The sequence below is a fragment of the Mycoplasma sp. CB776 genome (assembly GCF_054343395.1).
In genome coordinates, this window is the sequence record NZ_JBTGVD010000024.1 from 1 (window position 1) to 17,641 (window position 17,641).

General features: G+C 24.2%; 16 protein-coding genes. 5 read left to right on the forward strand and 11 right to left on the reverse strand.

Going from position 1 to position 17,641, the window contains the following annotated elements; genetic code table 4:
- The first annotated feature begins 353 nt into the window (after positions 1 to 353).
- On the forward strand, positions 354 to 4,763 hold the full coding sequence (locus ACXX86_RS03215; protein ID WP_458561133.1) for a discoidin domain-containing protein: 4,410 nt from the start codon (positions 354 to 356) through the stop codon (positions 4,761 to 4,763).
- 42 nt (positions 4,764 to 4,805) lie between these two features.
- On the opposite strand, the gene ACXX86_RS03220 is transcribed toward ACXX86_RS03215, so the two are convergent.
- From ACXX86_RS03220 to fba, 8 genes are all read right to left on the reverse strand, one after another.
- Entirely contained in the window at positions 4,806 to 5,618 is an 813-nt protein-coding gene (locus ACXX86_RS03220) for a TIGR00282 family metallophosphoesterase (RefSeq protein WP_436358806.1), read from the reverse strand.
- 23 nt (positions 5,619 to 5,641) lie between these two features.
- Positions 5,642 to 6,625 (reverse strand): recombinase RecA, encoded by a 984-nt coding sequence (gene recA, locus ACXX86_RS03225; RefSeq protein WP_458557517.1) that lies wholly within the window; start codon positions 6,623 to 6,625, stop codon positions 5,642 to 5,644.
- Positions 6,626 to 6,712: 87 nt separating this feature from the next.
- Positions 6,713 to 7,114 (reverse strand): CinA family protein, encoded by a 402-nt coding sequence (locus ACXX86_RS03230; protein WP_436358804.1) that lies wholly within the window; start codon positions 7,112 to 7,114, stop codon positions 6,713 to 6,715.
- Complete coding sequence (locus ACXX86_RS03235; RefSeq protein WP_458557516.1) at positions 7,114 to 7,944, reverse strand: ABC transporter permease; 831 nt, start codon at positions 7,942 to 7,944, stop codon at positions 7,114 to 7,116. The genes ACXX86_RS03230 and ACXX86_RS03235 overlap by 1 nt, the downstream gene beginning before the upstream one ends.
- A 2-nt stretch (positions 7,945 to 7,946) precedes the next feature.
- Positions 7,947 to 8,735: an ABC transporter ATP-binding protein gene (locus ACXX86_RS03240; RefSeq protein ID WP_436358802.1), complete on the reverse strand. Its 789-nt coding sequence runs from the start codon at positions 8,733 to 8,735 to the stop codon at positions 7,947 to 7,949.
- Positions 8,736 to 8,737: 2 nt separating this feature from the next.
- Complete coding sequence (locus ACXX86_RS03245; RefSeq protein ID WP_436358801.1) at positions 8,738 to 9,565, reverse strand: Hsp33 family molecular chaperone HslO; 828 nt, start codon at positions 9,563 to 9,565, stop codon at positions 8,738 to 8,740.
- 51 nt (positions 9,566 to 9,616) lie between these two features.
- Entirely contained in the window at positions 9,617 to 10,060 is a 444-nt protein-coding gene (locus ACXX86_RS03250; protein ID WP_458561134.1) for a thermonuclease family protein, read from the reverse strand.
- A 118-nt stretch (positions 10,061 to 10,178) separates the two neighbouring features.
- A complete protein-coding gene (gene fba / locus ACXX86_RS03255) occupies positions 10,179 to 11,045 on the reverse strand; it encodes a class II fructose-1,6-bisphosphate aldolase (protein WP_436358799.1) in 867 nt (288 codons plus the stop codon).
- A 116-nt stretch (positions 11,046 to 11,161) separates the two neighbouring features.
- Between fba and ACXX86_RS03260 the strand changes: the two genes are divergently transcribed.
- The 4 genes from ACXX86_RS03260 (at position 11,162) to ACXX86_RS03275 (ending at position 15,400) form a co-directional block, all read left to right on the forward strand.
- A complete protein-coding gene (locus ACXX86_RS03260; protein WP_458560408.1) occupies positions 11,162 to 11,971 on the forward strand; it encodes an alpha/beta fold hydrolase in 810 nt (269 codons plus the stop codon).
- A complete protein-coding gene (locus ACXX86_RS03265) occupies positions 11,964 to 12,944 on the forward strand; it encodes an aspartate--ammonia ligase (protein WP_458557510.1) in 981 nt (326 codons plus the stop codon). The genes ACXX86_RS03260 and ACXX86_RS03265 overlap by 8 nt, the downstream gene beginning before the upstream one ends.
- Before the next feature lie 93 nt (positions 12,945 to 13,037).
- A complete protein-coding gene (gene obgE / locus ACXX86_RS03270; RefSeq protein ID WP_458561135.1) occupies positions 13,038 to 14,294 on the forward strand; it encodes a GTPase ObgE in 1,257 nt (418 codons plus the stop codon).
- Entirely contained in the window at positions 14,294 to 15,400 is a 1,107-nt protein-coding gene (locus ACXX86_RS03275) for a hypothetical protein (protein ID WP_458561136.1), read from the forward strand. The genes obgE and ACXX86_RS03275 overlap by 1 nt, the downstream gene beginning before the upstream one ends.
- A gap of 46 nt (positions 15,401 to 15,446) precedes the next feature.
- Here ACXX86_RS03275 and ACXX86_RS03280 read toward each other — a convergent pair whose 3' ends face one another.
- From ACXX86_RS03280 to ACXX86_RS03290, 3 genes are all read right to left on the reverse strand, one after another.
- Positions 15,447 to 16,436, reverse strand: a complete 990-nt coding sequence (locus tag ACXX86_RS03280) for a glycosyltransferase family A protein (protein ID WP_458561137.1) — start codon at positions 16,434 to 16,436, stop codon at positions 15,447 to 15,449.
- Positions 16,420 to 17,403 carry a glycosyltransferase family 2 protein gene (locus tag ACXX86_RS03285; RefSeq protein WP_458561138.1) on the reverse strand — a complete coding sequence of 328 codons (984 nt, stop codon included), beginning with the start codon at positions 17,401 to 17,403 and terminating at the stop codon, positions 16,420 to 16,422. The genes ACXX86_RS03280 and ACXX86_RS03285 overlap by 17 nt, the downstream gene beginning before the upstream one ends.
- A gap of 15 nt (positions 17,404 to 17,418) precedes the next feature.
- Positions 17,419 to 17,641: glycosyltransferase (locus ACXX86_RS03290; RefSeq protein ID WP_458561139.1), on the reverse strand; the 223-nt coding region annotated here is incomplete at its 5' end.

The window sequence follows — 17,641 nt, forward strand, 5'->3', positions numbered from 1 at the left end:
AAAAGTGACATTTTATATTGGGAATGGGGGGTGACATTTTATTTCTGTTTTAATAAGGAACTATTAAATGAAATATTATTGATAATAATATTGAAAATAATTTTTTAGAAAAATTAAATTCTTATATTGTAACTGTTTCAAATAATACACAAGTTAATGATTTTTATCTTAAACAATTTAATCTTAAATTTTTATATAATATTCAAAATAAAGAACTCTTACAAAAAAATATAATTAAAAATATTTTAAAAGTAAATTCAATAAATGATAATTCAATTCAGGCATTTTTAGAAACTTACAAATATATTATTAACCAAAATCAAAATGATAATTTTAGTGCTTTATTTGATGTTTTGATTCAAAAAATCAAAAATAAAAACATTACTGAATCAGATTTAAATGAATTGAAAACTATGTTTCAAAATTTTGATAGTAATGTAAAATTATTGTTAAATTTAAATAATGATTTTATAACATCTTTAAAACCTTGATTAACAAAATTATCATTATTATCAAATAGTTTTTTAAATTTAGCTAACTCAATTGTATATAAAAGTCATAATATAATTTCAGAATCTAGTAAAAATCTTGTAATAACTGAAAAAATGTTGAATCAAGCTAAAACAATGGTTTTTAGTGATTCAAATATAAAAATAAATGGAGAATTTGATAAATTTATTCCTTATCTTGAAAAGATAATAATATATTTAAAAAATTCTTCAGAAATTTTAATAAATAAAGATATTCATAGTGTAACTCAAAAATTTATTAGTAATAGAGGTAATAATTCCAATCTTTCTTTAGGTGTGTCTATAGAGAATATATTCAAAAAATCAAATGAATCAGTCGCAGTATTTGATGGTAACAACAATAGAATTAATGCTAATGAATATATAGGTTCAGAATTTTCCAGTCCTATAACTTTAAACAAAATTTATCTAAAAATGGGTGGTGGAGCAGATCATTTTTATAATTTTGTTTTTGAATATCTCCAAGATGGTGAACAAGAATGAAAAAGCATTGGAGATGCTTACGTTTCTAATAGAGGAAATTTTAATCCTATAACTATTGAAAATTTAAATATTCCAAATGTAAAATCAGTAAGAGTTAGAAATTTACAAGATAACAGCGACAATGGATGGATAAGATTATTTAATTTTGTAATAAATGATTATGACGAAAAAGACTCTATTTATGAATGATTCAAGGACGGAGTCTTTAATCAAACGGATTCTCCAAATTTACAAACTCACGGCGGTAATTCAAACAATATTTTAGATAACAACGAAAATACAGAATGATGAATTACATCTAATGGTTCAGGTAATTTTGCACAAAATGCTGCTGTTTCTATTTCATACCCTTCTAGAAGGTATATTACAAAAGTTTTAGTTGAGCAAGGTGCTTCAAAAGAATCAGATACTCTAACTGATTTTCATATTGAATATTTTGATTATGATTCAAATTCTTGAAAACAATTTGGTTCATATCATTTAAATAATAAAAAAAGACAAATAATTTCTGGAATTGGTTTCACAGATAAACTAAGAATAGTTAATGATGTTTCCAGACCTATTTGGTGACGTCTTGGAACTTTTGTAGCAGGCGGAGAACAAAAATCATTAAAACCCGAATTTACTATCAAAAGTCCAAATTTACAAATTGCCAATAGCGAAACCGTTAATAATGAATCTAAAAACAATCTTTTTGATTATATAACTGATAAAGATGATTCCACATATGCCTTAATTTCCCGTATAAACGATAATGGAACCATTAAAGAAAATGACTATTTAGATATTTTATTTAATGATTACAGAGAAATTAAAGCAGTAAGATTATTACAAAAAGAAGGTAATACTTTAAATCATTTTAAAATTCAAAAAATTATTAATAACACTTATACAGATTTAACGCAAGAAATTAATTCCAATAACAATGATGAAATTTCAATTGCTATTCCTGAAAATTCAGGAAAAATGAATGGAATTAGAATTATTTCTACTAGAAATTCTTTAACTTGATGAGCATTAAAATCAGTTGATATCATTAATAAAGAAGTTCCTACAAATGAAAATGTTTTTGTGTCCAACAAAAATAAAAGAAATAATTTCAATGTTCTTGTAGAAAATAATAAATTTACTTTATTAAATGCTGATTTAAGTCAAAACCAAACTTATACATTAGAATCAAATGAGTATATAGGGATTGATTTTAAAAAAATATATAAACTCAAACAAATAGAAAATCAGTTAAATGATCCAAACTTAAAATTGTTCTATTCCATAAATGGTGTAATATGAACAGAAATTACAGATGCTAACAATATAGACACAAATACAAAAGCTAGATACTTAATTATTAGAAATATTTCAGAGGTTAGTCAAGAAATTTCTTTTCAAAAATTAGTCGTTTATACAGAAAATAAGATTGAATTTGGAAAAATCATAGACACTAATCTAAATTCTAAAAATATCGATAAAAAGGTTGAATTTGACAACAATATCAATACAAGTAGAGTTTTTGAAAATCCAAGTGATGGAAAATTTGTAACATATGATTTATCTAAAAATATCGATATTGATTCAATAAAAATTTTCAATTCTAAAGAAAGTTATGATTTTCCAAGATTTATAAGTGTTGAAGTTTCTAGTGATAAAATCACTTGAACAAAAGCTTTTGATATTAGCGATGATTCAATAAATAATAATGCAAAACTATCTGAAACCACTTTTGGTTTAAACGATCCTAAATATCCTGATTTTAAATATTGAGAATCTTCTGATTTAAACTTATTAAATGTAAGATATTTAAGACTAAAAATAACTCATAATTATCCAGAAAATAAAAAATTAGAAATAAATGAAATTATCATCAATGATCAAAGTTCGCCAAAAGATGAGTACGATTTTAACTTATCCGGAACTAGCCTAGATAGTAATCCTAATCTTATGTTTGATAAAGATTTGACAACAAGTTTTATTCCTACAAATTCCAACGGAATTATCAAAATTGCTTTAAATTCTGATGATATTAAAAATAAAATGGTTAGAATTTTAAGTGAAAATACATCTAAAAATGTTCAATTTAAAGCAAGGATGTTTAATCTAGAAAGTAACTCTGAAAAAGAAATTTTAATTGGTTCATTAGTTAATAATTTAATGTTTTTTAACTTACCTTCTAATATTAATGAAAAAATTATCGAATTAATAATTGAATGGAATGATTTTAAACCAAATATAAACGAAATTTCCTTTATGAACAATTCTAACAATGATAGCAGCAATGCTAAAAATTCTTTAAGAGAATTTATTAACAACCAACCTGAAAACTTTGATAATTGAACAGATGAATACAAAGATAAATATAACGAAATAAAGGAAAACTCAAGTATTGCTTTAAATTCCAAATATCTTTTAGATGCTACTTTTATAGATTTACAAAACCATTTAAACTTTATTAAAAATAAGGCTGAATTAGTAGCTGATTATAGTCCAATAAAAGAATTAATTGATAACAAAATAACTAATATAAATGAATTTTATACAGAAAATTCCTTTATAAAATATAAAAATAGCATAACAGATGCTGAAAAATTATTAACAAAAAGTACTAATATAAATAATTCTAAATTAGAGAAAATTAAAAATGAAATTAATTCAGCAAAATCTCAATTAATTTTCTCTATAAAGCAAAAATCAATAGCTTATGAAAATTATTTCATATATACTAACTTGGAGAGAGTTTTATACACTACTGATTCAATAAAAAATTTAGATATTGTAGCAACTGATTTGAAAAAATTACTAGATACAGTCGAAACTCATCCATCAACTTTTTTAGTTGCTAACAATTCTTTTAAAGAAAAAATTAATTTATTAAAATTAAATGAAAGTGGTGAAAAACTAAAAGAATTAAAAAATATTTTATTTGAAGCTGAAGCCATAAAAAAAGAAGATTTTAAAAACTGAACAACTTTACTTACTCATCTTCAAAATGAAATTCAAAAAACAAATGATTTAATTCAAAATAAAAATAAAACTTTTTCTTCAATAGAAGAGCAAATAAATATTCTACATAAAACTATTAAAGAATATGAAAAAGAAAAACAAAAGAAAATTGATTCTTTAAAAACTCATATTGATAATAATTATTTATATTTAAAAGATTATTTTATTAAAGAAACTTTTGCAAATTATAAACAAACATTAAAAAATATAAATAATAAAATAAATAATTTAGAAATTTCAGAAACTAATATATCTAACAATTTAACAGAAATTAAAAGTTCTATTAGTCAATTAAAAATTGATGAAAACTATCTAAAACAACAGATAAATTTAGTTAAAGAAAAAAAAGTTCAAGATTGGTTGAATCAAGTTTATAAAAACGTTAATACTCATCAGCAATCTCTTAAATTTTTAGATGATCTATATAATTACCAAAATCCAGATTTCTTAAAAAGCATAAACGAATATAAAGATTTATTAAGAAAATCAATAGAATCAATAAAAGACAAATCATTATATAACTCGTTATTTTCTAATATAAATAAATCTTATAATAAAAATTCTTTAGACAACCTAAAAGAAGAAATCATCAATTACAAAAAAACATCTGAAAATAAACAAACTGATAAAATTAGTAAAACAAATAATATTACATCTATAGCTTTAGGTACAACTTTTGCTTTATTATCCATTTTTACATTAGGTGGATTTCTTATATATTACTGATTTTGAAAAAAGAAAAAATTAAAATAAAGTTATTTAAAAACACAAATCAAAAAGGATTTGTGTTTTGTTTTACTTGTTTAAAAAAATTTTTTCTATTTGGTTTAATTTTTTATTTTCTTTGTTTAATTTTAAAAATACTGCATTAAATTGTACATCGTTATCAGAAACTTTGAATCTTACTTTTTTGTTAAATCTCATTTTTTCATAAACTTCTTCAAAATTAGCACCAATTGCACTATTTTTGGGTCCCGTCATACCGACATCACTAATATATAAAGTTCCATTGGGTAGTTTTTTATCATCATTAGTTTGAACATGTGTATGAGTTCCTAATAATGCATCAACTTTTCCATCTAAATATAAACCAAAAACATTTTTTTCAGAAGTTGTTTCAGCATGAAAATCTATAATATGAAAATCTTCGGATTCTTCTTGTTTACTTATTATTTCATCTATTGCATCAAAAAAAGAATTAGCTTCATCTTGTTTTCAAGGAGAGTTTAGTTTATTAAATGTTTTTCCAAGCATAGAAGTGACTCTAATATTAAAACCATTTATGGAAAAAACACTAGAACCAGAACCTGGATAATCGCTTGTTATTACATTGTAAGGTCTTAAAACATTTTTATTATCAATAATTTTATATATATCTTCATTTGCTCAAACATGATTTCCAAGTGTAAAAACATTTACTCCGATTTCCATCATCTTTTCATAGTCTTCAGAATTTAGTCCTTTTCTTCCTGAAACATTTTCAGATTGAGCGATAATTAAATCTATTTCATATTTTTCTTTAACTACTGGTAAAAATTTTTCAATACATTTTATTCCAGGAGTTCCAAAAACATCTCCAATAAACAATATACCTATTTCTTTTTTCATAATAAATATATTTTATAGCATTTTTAATTTTCTTCTAATTTATCTAATACTTTTTGTTTAATTTCTTCAAAAAATGATTGGGAATTTTCTAAATATAATCTTAAATTTACTTTTCCTTGTGCTATGTTTTCTCCATTATATGAGTATCAAGCACCTTTTTTTATTAAAATTCCAAAATCTTCAGCTAATTGTGCAATTTCAGCATATTTTGAAATTCCTTGAGAAAAAATAATTTCCACATTTGCTGTTTTAAAAGGTATAGATAATTTGTTTTTTACTACTTTAATTTTTACAAGGTTTCCTGTTATATCACTTCCTGTTGTTAATTGTGTAGATTTTCTAACTTCCATTCTAATAGAAGAATAAAATTTAAGTGCTCTTCCACCAGGGGTTGTTTCAGGATTACCAAAAATTACACCAACTTTTTCTCTAATTTGATTAATAAAAATTACAGTTGTTTTATTTTTATTTAAAGAACCTGTTATTTTTCTTAAAGCTTTTGACATTAAACGTGCTTGAGCACCTATTGTTTGATCTCTCATTTCCCCATTTAATTCTGCTTCAGGAACTAAAGCAGCAACAGAGTCAACAACTATTAAATCAATTGCACCTGTTCTCACTAAGGTATCAACAATTTCGAGAGCTTGCTCTCCAGAATCAGGTTGTGATAAAATCAAATTATTTATATTTATTCCAAGATTTTTTGCATATGTTGGATCGATAGAATGTTCAGCATCTATAAATGCTGCTATTCCACCATTTTTTTGTATTTCTGCTATTGCATGTAAACTAATTGTTGTTTTTCCTGAAGATTCAGGACCGAAAATTTCGATAATTCTGCCTTTAGGAAAACCTTTAATACCTAAAGCGTGATCAATAGCTATAGAACCTGAAGAAAAAGTTTCTGTATCTACTGGAGGTTTTTCCCCTAATAACATAATTGATTCTTTACCGAATTTTTTTTCTATTTCATTTAATGCTTCTTTTAAAATTTTATTATTTTCCATATTTTTCACCTCTATTAAAATTTCTTAAAATTTACTTTTCTATTGATAAAAAAACAAAAATAGGAAAAAACGTTGAATTTTCCTATTTTAAGATTTTAATTTTAGAAATTTTTCATAAGCAAAATCTACTGCTTGATTAATTATTTGTTCTCTATTTCCGCTTAATAATAAAGGAAAAACTTCATCATTTATAGCTATATAAACTTCGCCTACCGCTTTATTTTCCATAACTGTCGGTCCTGCATTTCCTGTAAATGAAATACAAAAATCTACATTAAAAAATTCTTTGCCTTTTAAAGACATATTAAGTGCAGTTTCTGAATTAACCACACCTTTTGATGTGTTAACACCTAATTTTTCCTTTATTTCATTTTGGTAGGTCACCAATGAACCTTTGAAATATTTAGAAGCACCTGGTTCTAAAACCAATCTACTTGCAAATGCCCCACCTGTAAAAGATTCTACTGAAGCGAATGTTTTTACTTTCATTATTCACCTCATTTAAATTTTTTAACAGAAATTAAAATGAAAATAGCTGCAATTGTTATTCCAATTATTGGAAATCCAAAACTTTGTCATCCCATGTTTTCATATAAATTACTATATCCACCATTTTTGAAAACCTCAAATAAAGGATCTGTGGAATATTTTGTAGGAACTAAATATGAAAAATATTTAATAGCTGGCGCATATTCTAAATTAGGTTGTCCATTACCAAAACCACCAGATAAAAAGGAAATAGGGAAGAAAATTAAATTAGCTACTGATGATGCTCCAATTGTGCTATTTATAGTAGAAATTATTAAAAATCCCATAGAAATTGAAATTAAGAAAACAAGGGCAATTAAAGGCAAAATGCTCAATAATCCTATGTTAAAACCAATTCCAAAATCTAAATATTTATTAAAACCAAGTAATAAGGATCCTAATAAAGGAACTCAGATGATTACAAATAAAGTTCATACAAATTGGTAAAACAAACTAGCTATCATAAAATGTGTTTTACTTATATTGGCAGAACCAATTCTTTTTATAAGTGTTGATTTTTTGAAATCAACTATTATTGTTGAAAAACCTATTAATCCATTAGAAATAATTGTTGAGATTAAAACTCCAACAATTATTGATTTAGCTAGTGAATATATTTGAGTTTCAATGGTTGCTTGAGGTAAACCTGTTTTTTCTAAACTAGATAGTGTGGTTGAATAAGTTACATTTCCTAAAAGTAAGAAAACTAAAAATGGTCAAAAAACAGTAAAAAATGGACCAAAAAATCCTTTTCAGTAATAAGCATTAATTAATTTAAAAATCGCTTTCATATTTATCCTCTTTTTCTTAATTTTTCCTTTATTTTAGTTAAAAAACTTTTGTTTTTTGTTTTTTCGTTTTCCTTTTGTTTTTCATCTTCTTCTGAATATACTGTATCAAAAAACTCATCAACAAATGTATCTATATTTCCCTTTGTTCTTAGTAAATTATCAATTGTTTCATTTACAAAAATCTTTCCTTTATTTAATATCACAATTTTATTACACATTTTCAATGCTTCAGAAGTATTGTGAGTAATTAAAATTAGTGAACAATTAACATTCGCCCCTAAATAATCCATAACATATTGTCTAATTTCTCTTCTTATTTTAATATCTAATCCTGTTGATAATTCGTCCAAAATTAAAAAATTTGGTTTATGTACAAGTGATAATAAAATATTTACTCTTTGTTGTTGTCCGCCAGATAATGTATAGATTTGTTTATTTTCTAATTCCTTTAGTCTAAATTTCTTTTTTAAATCTTCAACATACTCTTGACTAACTTGTTCTCTACCATAACTGTCAAGATAAAAATCAATCAACATTTTTACAGTTATTCCATGCGGATATTTAGATTCTTGAAATTGAATCCCTAATTTTAGATTTTCATCTCATCAAACTTCACCAGATGTAGGTTTTTTAATTCTTGCTATGATTTCAACAGTGGTCGATTTTCCTGAACCATTACCACCTAACAAAGCTATTCTTTCACCTTGATAAATATCAAAGTTAAAGTTTTCTAAAACTTTTTTATGTCCATAAAACTTATTTATGTTTTTTAATGAAATAATTTTTTTCATAATTATTTAAAATCCTCTCTGTAAAAATAGAAATTTTCTTTACAAAAATGACATTCTACTTCTATTTTCCCATCTTCATTCAGAATTTTGTCAATTTCTGTTTTTTCTATTAATTTTAATGAAGATAATACTTCTTCTTTATTAAATTTACATTCTCAAAAATACTGTTTTTCCTGTAAAAACGTTGCTTCCATTGAGTCTATGTATTCTTCTAAAGACATATTATCTAAATTATTATTTTTTAAAAAGTTTTCAATTCATACGATATCTTCTTCTGTGTGACTTGGTAATAATTGAAAAATCACTGAATAAACTCTTTCAAGTGTTTGTTTGTTTTTAAATTTAACACTTGAAATTATCGCTGTATATATTTGTTCAGAAACTTTAAAATAATAGGCTAAATCTGTAACAATATCTGACTTCATTAGTTTAACTTCTCCACCAAAATGTTGAGATCCATTATTTCTTGTAATTCTTAAAAAGCCATCATTACCTAAACCAAGAACAAGTGGTATATTTTCAAAATCTGAATCATCTTTTTCTGTAACAATATCATTATTATCTAATAAAGCCCTTAATGAACCATCTGTTCTTGATTCAACAATCAAATTTTTTATTGTTCCATTTTCACTTTTAATAAATGTAGTTACTTTTCCACTTTTTATTGATAAAATCGAAGAAAGTGGACCAAAAACAGAAATTGCTTTTGCTAAAACTAAAGCTGGAAATGGATTACATTTTTGCACTTCAATATTTTTTTGTGCTGATTTTGTTAAATCAGAAACTATTATCCTTATATTATTCTTTATAAAAATTTGAACTTTATCCATAATTTCAAAATTATACCACTATTATTTTTTTAAAATATAAAAACTATTACCTTAATATAAGGCTTTTTCAACTTCTTTTTGTGATGAATAAAATTTTCAAAAACCTAACTTGTTTTTTTGAGCATAATGAAAATCAGAAAGAAGTTGATCATAATAATCAATATCTTCAGTATAAAAAGGAGAAGTTTTATCAATTGAAATGTATCTGACTATTACTAGACCGTTTCTTAATAATTGACGTCCTATATCAATATTATTTATAAAAATTTTAGACACATTTCTTTTATATTTATCTTTTTTAATAATTTGAATTTGAATTTCTTTTTTATCAATCTGTTTTCTTAAAAAATTTCTCGCTAAAAGAGCATAATAATGTTTATTTCCTTTTGTTTCGACCCCATCTCTATCTTTTATTTCTGGAGCGTCTATTCCAAAAAATCTATACCTTTGATTCTTATTATCCGTAAATGTATCACCATCATAGACTGAATTCACAAAATAGGTTTTTATTTTTGTTTCAGTCTTTATAGAGCATGAAACTGTAAAAAAATTAAAAAATAAAAAGAAAATGAAAAGGATTTTTCCTAAATTTTTCCGCATAAAAAAATAGAGTCTATTTAACTCTATTTTCTGATCCAAATTCTTTAATTTTTTCAATTACTGTTTGTCTCATTGCTGCTGTTCCTGGAGCATATAATTTTCTTGGATCAAAGTTTTTTCCTTTTTTAGCTTCTCCAGATTCAACATATGCTCAAATAGCTTTAGCATTTGCTTGTTGTAATTCAGTGTTTACATTAATTTTTGCAATTCCTAAAGAAATTGCTTTTTTAATTTGATCGCTTGGTATTCCTGAACCACCATGTAGAACAAGACCAATTTTTGCTTTAGCAGAAATTTCTTGTAAAGCTTCAAAATTTAATGATTTTCATGAAGCGGGGTATGGACCGTGAATATTTCCAATTCCCGCTGCCAACATATCAATTCCTAAAGCTGCCATTTTTTTAGCTTCTTCTGGGTTTGCTAAATCTCCATTTCCTATGATTCCGTCTTCTTCACCACCAATAGTTCCTACTTCAGCTTCTACAGAAACTCCGTGTACTAAAGCAAGTTTGGTTAATTTTTTAGTATTGTTATAGTTTGTTTTAAAGTCAGAATGTGATCCATCATACATTACTGAAGTATATCCTTCTTTTATAGCTTTAACACAAGCATCATATGAACCATGATCAAGGTGTAGAGCTACTGGGATGGTTATTTTTAATTCACTAATTAACCCTGTAACCATTCCATAAATGGTTTTAAAACCACCCATATATTTAACAGCACCTTCTGAAGTTGCAAGAATTAAAGGTGATTTCATTTCTTGAGCTGCTAATAAAACTGTTTTTGCTCATTCTAAATTATTGATATTAATGTGTGGAATAGCATATTTTCTTTTATATGCATCTTTCATCATTAATTTTGCGTTTACTAAACTCATTTTTCTCCTTGTTTATTTTTATTATGCTTATTTAATTATATTTTATTTTTGAAGAAAATTATATAATTTAATAAAAAAGTATTTTTTAAAATTAAAAGAAAAAGGAAAATTAAAAAATGAAAAAAATAAAATATGATTATCCCTTTGTTTTCAAAGATAATAATCAACCCAAAAATCCCGTAATTTTTGTTCATGGTTTTAATTCAAATCACAGCAGACACAATGTTTTTATGGATAAATGAACTTTAAGTGATTATTATGCTATATCTTTTCCTGGAAATGATTTATTAGAAGCTAAAAATAACGATGAAATTAGCGTTTATTCTTTTGCAAATCTTTTAATTAAATTTATTAAAGAAAATAATTTAAAAGATGTGGTCTTAATCGGTCATTCTATGGGTGGGGGAATAATTTCTCTTGCTTATTTACAAGAACCATCTTTATTTTCAAAATTAATTTATGTAGCACCAATGAACAAATCTTCACTAGTTAAAAAAGAAGATTACTTTAATTCTTATTTTCCAAAAACTTTTGAAGAATATAAGACATTTTTGAAAGCTTTGTATTATGATCCAACACCTTTATTTATGAATAAAGAGTTTATCGAAAAAGAAAAAAATAATTTTGATCCTTATCTATTCAACAATCCAACTATAGTGAAATTAGGGGAAAGTTTGCCAAATATAAATTTAATGAATAATATAGAAAAAGGTTTAAATTCAATTAAAATTCCTACTTTATTGTTACTTGGAGAAAAAGATGCTGTTATAGACAGGGAAAATTGTATAAAATATTTTTATAATAATGTTAAAAATATTCAAATAGAAGTTTTTGAAAAAGTTGGACATATGATTTACTATGAAAACTTTGAAAAATATTTTAATATAATTAAAGATTTTTATTTAAAAGGAGAAAAAAATGAATAAAACAAAATTAAATATAAAAGAAACACAATTAGCAATTCAAAACTTAAAAAAAATATTTCAAGAAGAAATTAAAAAAGAATTAAATCTAACTAGAGCTACCGCTCCTCTTTTTGTTGAAAAACAAACAGGGTTAAATGATGGTTTAAACGGAGAATCACCAGTAAGTTTTACCACTAAAAATAGTGATGTTAAACTAGAAGTTGTTCACTCACTTGCTAAATGAAAAAGACAGGCTTTAAAAGACTATAATTATGACTTTTATGAAGGTATTTATACAGACATGAATGCAATCAGAAGAGAAGAAGACTTAGATGAATTACATTCATACTATGTAGATCAATGGGACTGAGAAAAAATTATAAAAGCTTCTGATAGAAATATTGATTTTTTAAAAAGCATTGTTAATAAAATTTACAAAGCAATTTTGAAAACCAAAGAAGAATTAAAAAAGCAATTTCCCGTATTAAAAGAAGAATTAGTTAAAAATGTTTTCTTTATTTCTTCGCAAGAATTAGAGGATTTATATCCTAACTATTCCGTTAATGAAAGAGAAAATTTAATTACCAAATCAAAAGGAACTGTCTTTATTTATCAAATAGGACATAAAATGAAATCAGGTTTAATTCAATCATTAAGAGCGTTTGATTATGATGATTGAAATTTAAATGGTGATTTAATAATTTATTCTCAAACTCTTGAAAAAGCAATTGAAATTTCTTCAATGGGTATTAGAGTGGATTCAGAATCCATTTGTACTCAAGCAAATAAATCAAAAGCAGAAGTGGAAAAAATTTCACCATATCACTTTAATGTTGTAAACAATCTTTTACCTTTAACAATCGGGGGTGGAATAGGACAAAGTAGATTAAGTATGCTTTTACTTGAAAAACAACACATAGGTGAAGTACAATCCAGTTTTTGACCTAAAGAATATAAAGAAGAATTAGCAAAAAAAGGAATAAAACTTTTATAACAAGTTTGATTCTTTCTTTTTTTATTTGTGTAAATGTGTTATTATTTAAAATACTAAATAATATTAGCATTTATTTATAGATATGGAGAATTAATGAAATTTATAGATGAAGTAAAATTGAAGGTACAAGCTGGAAAAGGTGGCAATGGAATGATTGCTTTCAGAAGAGAAGCACACGTTGATCGTGGTGGTCCTGATGGAGGTGATGGTGGTAATGGAGGTTCTATTTATTTTGTAGGAGATCCTGGAATGAACACCCTTCTTCCTTTGTATTTAAAGAAAATAATTAAAGGAAATGACGGGGAAAACGGTAGAAGAAAAAATCAATATGGAGCCGCTGGAAAAGATATTTATATCAAAGTACCAATCGGAACTCTTATTTATGAAGGAAACAAATTACTGCACGATATCATAACAGAAGAAAATTATTTAATAGCAAAAGGTGGTAAGGGAGGAAGAGGAAACACTAAATTTAAGTCTTCCAAAAATACTGCTCCCAAAATCAGTGAAAATGGTGATTTTGGGGAAAAATTTAATTTAACTCTAAATTTAAAAGTTTTAGCAGACGTAGGTTTTTTAGGAAAACCTTCAGCTGGAAAATCTACAATTTTGTCTAGAATTTCAAATGCAAAACCAAAAATTGCAGATTATCATTTTACAACTTTAGTTCCACAATTGGGTCTTGTTCAAGTTTTCGAAAATTCCTTTGTTGCTGCTGATTTACCAGGTTTAATCCAAGGAGCAGCACAAGGTAAAGGACTTGGAATTCAATTTTTAAAACATATTGAAAGATGTAGAGTTATTGCCCATATAATTGACTTTGGCGACGAAACTAAAGATCCAATAAAAGATTATATTGAAATTAATGAAGAATTAAAAACTTATAATTTAAATTTAGAAAAAAGAAAACAAATAATAGTTGCTAATAAATCAGACCAAGAAGTTTTTAAAAAGCAACTATCTAAATTTAAAAAGAAATTTAAAAACTTAGAAATAGTGGAAATTAGTGCGATTAAAAATAAAAATATTGATACATTAAAAATCAAACTTTGAGAAGCACTAGAAAAAGAAAAAACCCCTATTTTTGAAAAAACTTTCTCCGAAGTTACAATTACTTTAGAGAAATATCACGAAGTTAAAAAAATACATGAAGGGTTGTTTGAAGTATTTGGTCCTGAAGTAGAAGAAATTTACAACAAAATCCCTATTGTATCACATGATAATTTAATGAGATTTAATCAAAAACTAAAAGAAATTGGTGTTTGAAATGAACTTATTGAACTCAACATACAAGCTGGCGATGTAGTTAGAATATATGAATATGAATTTGTTTGGGAGGATGAGCAATAATGGAAGGATTTATTGGTTCAATTTTAAATACATTAAACTCAATGAAAGGTTCTTCGCCACATATTTGAGTTCCTATTTTATTTGCTTTTTCTATACTTTTTTCTTTAGTTACCGGTTATTTTTTAAAACTTAAATTTACCATTTTTAAGTTTGTTTCTATTATTATAACTATAATTGGTACAGTCATTTTTTATAGTGTAGCTAATAAATATGCTAAGGAACATCTTGATGATCCAGAAGGTTTTACCACTTTAGCTGCAACAGTAGTTGCATTAATAGTTTATTGAATTTTTAGATTTATTTTCTTTACAATTGCACTAGTAATAGCAATTTTCAGTAAAATTAAAAAGAAAAAAAGCAATAAAACTTTCACTAAAATGAGCAAATTAATTTATGGTGGTGTTTTTGCAGGAACTAATCTATTGTTAACAGTGCCAGGTGCTCTTTTATTTTCTAACGTACTGCTTTTCCCTTCTGATAAAAAAACAAGTTATGCCAATTCTACAGAGATTGGTGTAAAAATACTAACAGGTGGTAAAGGTACAGGAATTCATAACTTATATGGAATTATTAAAAACGGAGCAGATCTTGCAACTAATATTAACAAATTACAAGATTTATTAACCAAAGATTATAAAAATTTAAGCGAACAAGAAAAAGAAACACTTAAAAAAATATTAACCGATGTTTCTAATTTAGTTAATGATCAAAGAATACAAAACATTGTATTTCCAATTATAAAAAATCAATTTAAATCATTTAATGTGGAACCTACTTTAAATGAAGTAGTTGATAAAACCATCAAAAGATTAACTGCAGATCGTCCAGATTACTTAGTAGCAACAACAGAAGAAAAGAAAAAAATTGTTACTGAATACTTAAAAGAAAATATACAAAAACTATATAATGAAGCAAAATTAACAAATCCTGAAATTGATGAACAAAATGCAAAAATTAAAGACTTACTTTCTAACATCAATGAAGAAACAGAAAAAAAACTCGTTGATTTTGTAACTCCTTTAATAAAAAGCGAAGAATTAAAATCAAAAGTTGATATCAAAAACGCTTTAGAAACAATTATTTCTTTCTTTAGACATAAAGAATAAAAGTAAAAAAACAATCCAGTGCCTCAAAGCACTGGATTTTAATTATTTAAAAATCTCTTTTAATATGTCTAAATTTATCGTAACTTCTTAATGAACTATTGAATTTAAATGTAAAATCTTTTCTATATTTAGAAAGTTTGACTTCTAAATCATACTTGTCAATAAACTTATAAAGTTCTTTTAAAGCGTCTTGAAATTTTTTGTCCATATTTTGCTTATTTTTATTATAGAAAATATGAATAAAAATTGAACATAAAACAGTTTCTTCAAATGTTTTTTCAAATAACTCATATTTATTTCTTATTTTTAATTGTAAATACAAGTAATCTAAATTTTTTGCTATTCCTACTATTTTATCTGTAGTATGACTTTTAAAATCTGCATTTGAATTTCAATCATATTTATACAATTTTTTATGAATATAATAAATATTATCAGTTAATAAAAATAAAACCAAAGCAACAGAAAATTCTTCATAAGCATAACCTAAATAAAAAGGTAAATATAAACTTTTATATCATTCTTTATTAATTATTTTATTTCAAATAAAAGTAAATTGCTCTACTTCAAAATTTATATTTTTTCTGTATTTTTCCCTTATAAAAATTCTTTTTTTAAATAGATTTATAAATAAATTATTTTTATTACTAAATGAAAAATCAGAAAGAATTATATCATATTTTTTCTCCGCTGAATACAATACTTTATTAAATTCAGAAATAGCATTTGCTTCAAGTTCATCTGTAAAATTTAAAAAAATAAAAAATTCAGTTTTACAATTATCAACTAAGTAATTTTTTATGTGAGAACTTTCTGAGTGTTGAACAAAATCAATAATTTTTATATCAATAATATTTTTATTTTCATCTTTAAATTTATGTAAAACTGCTTTAGTATTATCTGTAGAACCATTATTTAAAAATAATACATTAAATCTTTTGTCTGTTTGTTTAGTTATTGATAAAAACAAATTTTCACAAGTTGTTTTAGCATTAAAAATCGGTATCAAAATTGTTATTTTATTCTTTGTTTCCATGATTATATCTTAACTTTTTATAACTTCTTAAGGCTATATTAAAAAGTGAAATAAATTTAGTTTTATAGTTATCGAGTCTTTCATCAATTTTGTATTTTTCTAAAATATAATAAAATTCACTTAAAACTATATTAAATTCTTTTTGTTTATTTAATTTATAATGACTAAAAAAAATATGAATAAAAAGTTTTTTTATAAAAAATCTTTCAATTTTTTCTTCATATATTTTATAAATATTTCTATTTTTTAATTCAGTGTATAAAAAATCCAAATTTCTAGTAATACTTACTATTTTTTTAATATTATGTTTTTTTGATAAACCTTGTAAATTTAAATCATATTTATAAGTTGTGGAAGTAAGATGATAGCTATTAGTTGAAGATAAAAGAGAAATACAAGATATTGGTATGTCTTCAAAAGTATAACCTACTAAAAAAGAAATATTTAAATTTAAAAATCATTCTTTATTTATAACTTTATTTCAAATAAATAGGAGTTGATCTTGCATATATTCAATATTGTTTTTATATTTAGATTTTATTAAAAATTTGGTTTTTATCAAATTTAAAATGGGGATATTTTTAAAAATTAAAGAGAAATGAGCAGTAATAATATCATATTTATTTTCTGAAAAAAGTAGTTTATTAAATTCGGAGATGGCTTTTTTTGTTATAAGATCATCTGGATCGATAAATAAAAAATATTCCGTTTGGCAATTTTGAATTAGAATATTTCTAGCGTTTGCTATGCCACTATTTTTTTCTAAATTTATTATTTTAATATTAAATAAATTATTGTATTTATCTTTAAATTGATTTAAATCCTGTAAAGTATTATCTGTTGAAGCATCATTTAAAAAAATTAAATCAAATCTTTTGTCTGTTTGTTCTATAAGAGACCTAAATAGTCTTTTATAAAAAAAACTTTTATTAAAACAAGGAATCAAAATAGACAATTTATTTTTCATTACTCTCCTTAATTTTTAACTTTTTTTATTTTTATTATGTCTTTCTATGACTTCTAAATAATGATTTATATAATCAATAGAAACGGTTTCTCAATTTTTATAACATTTTTGTGCATTTCTTCCTATATTTGTTAATTTATCATAATTTTGCATTTCTTTTTGAATTCTTTGAGCAACTTTTTCAACATTGTTTTCTTCAATTATTGCTGAAATGTTATCTATAAATCTTTCAGAAGAT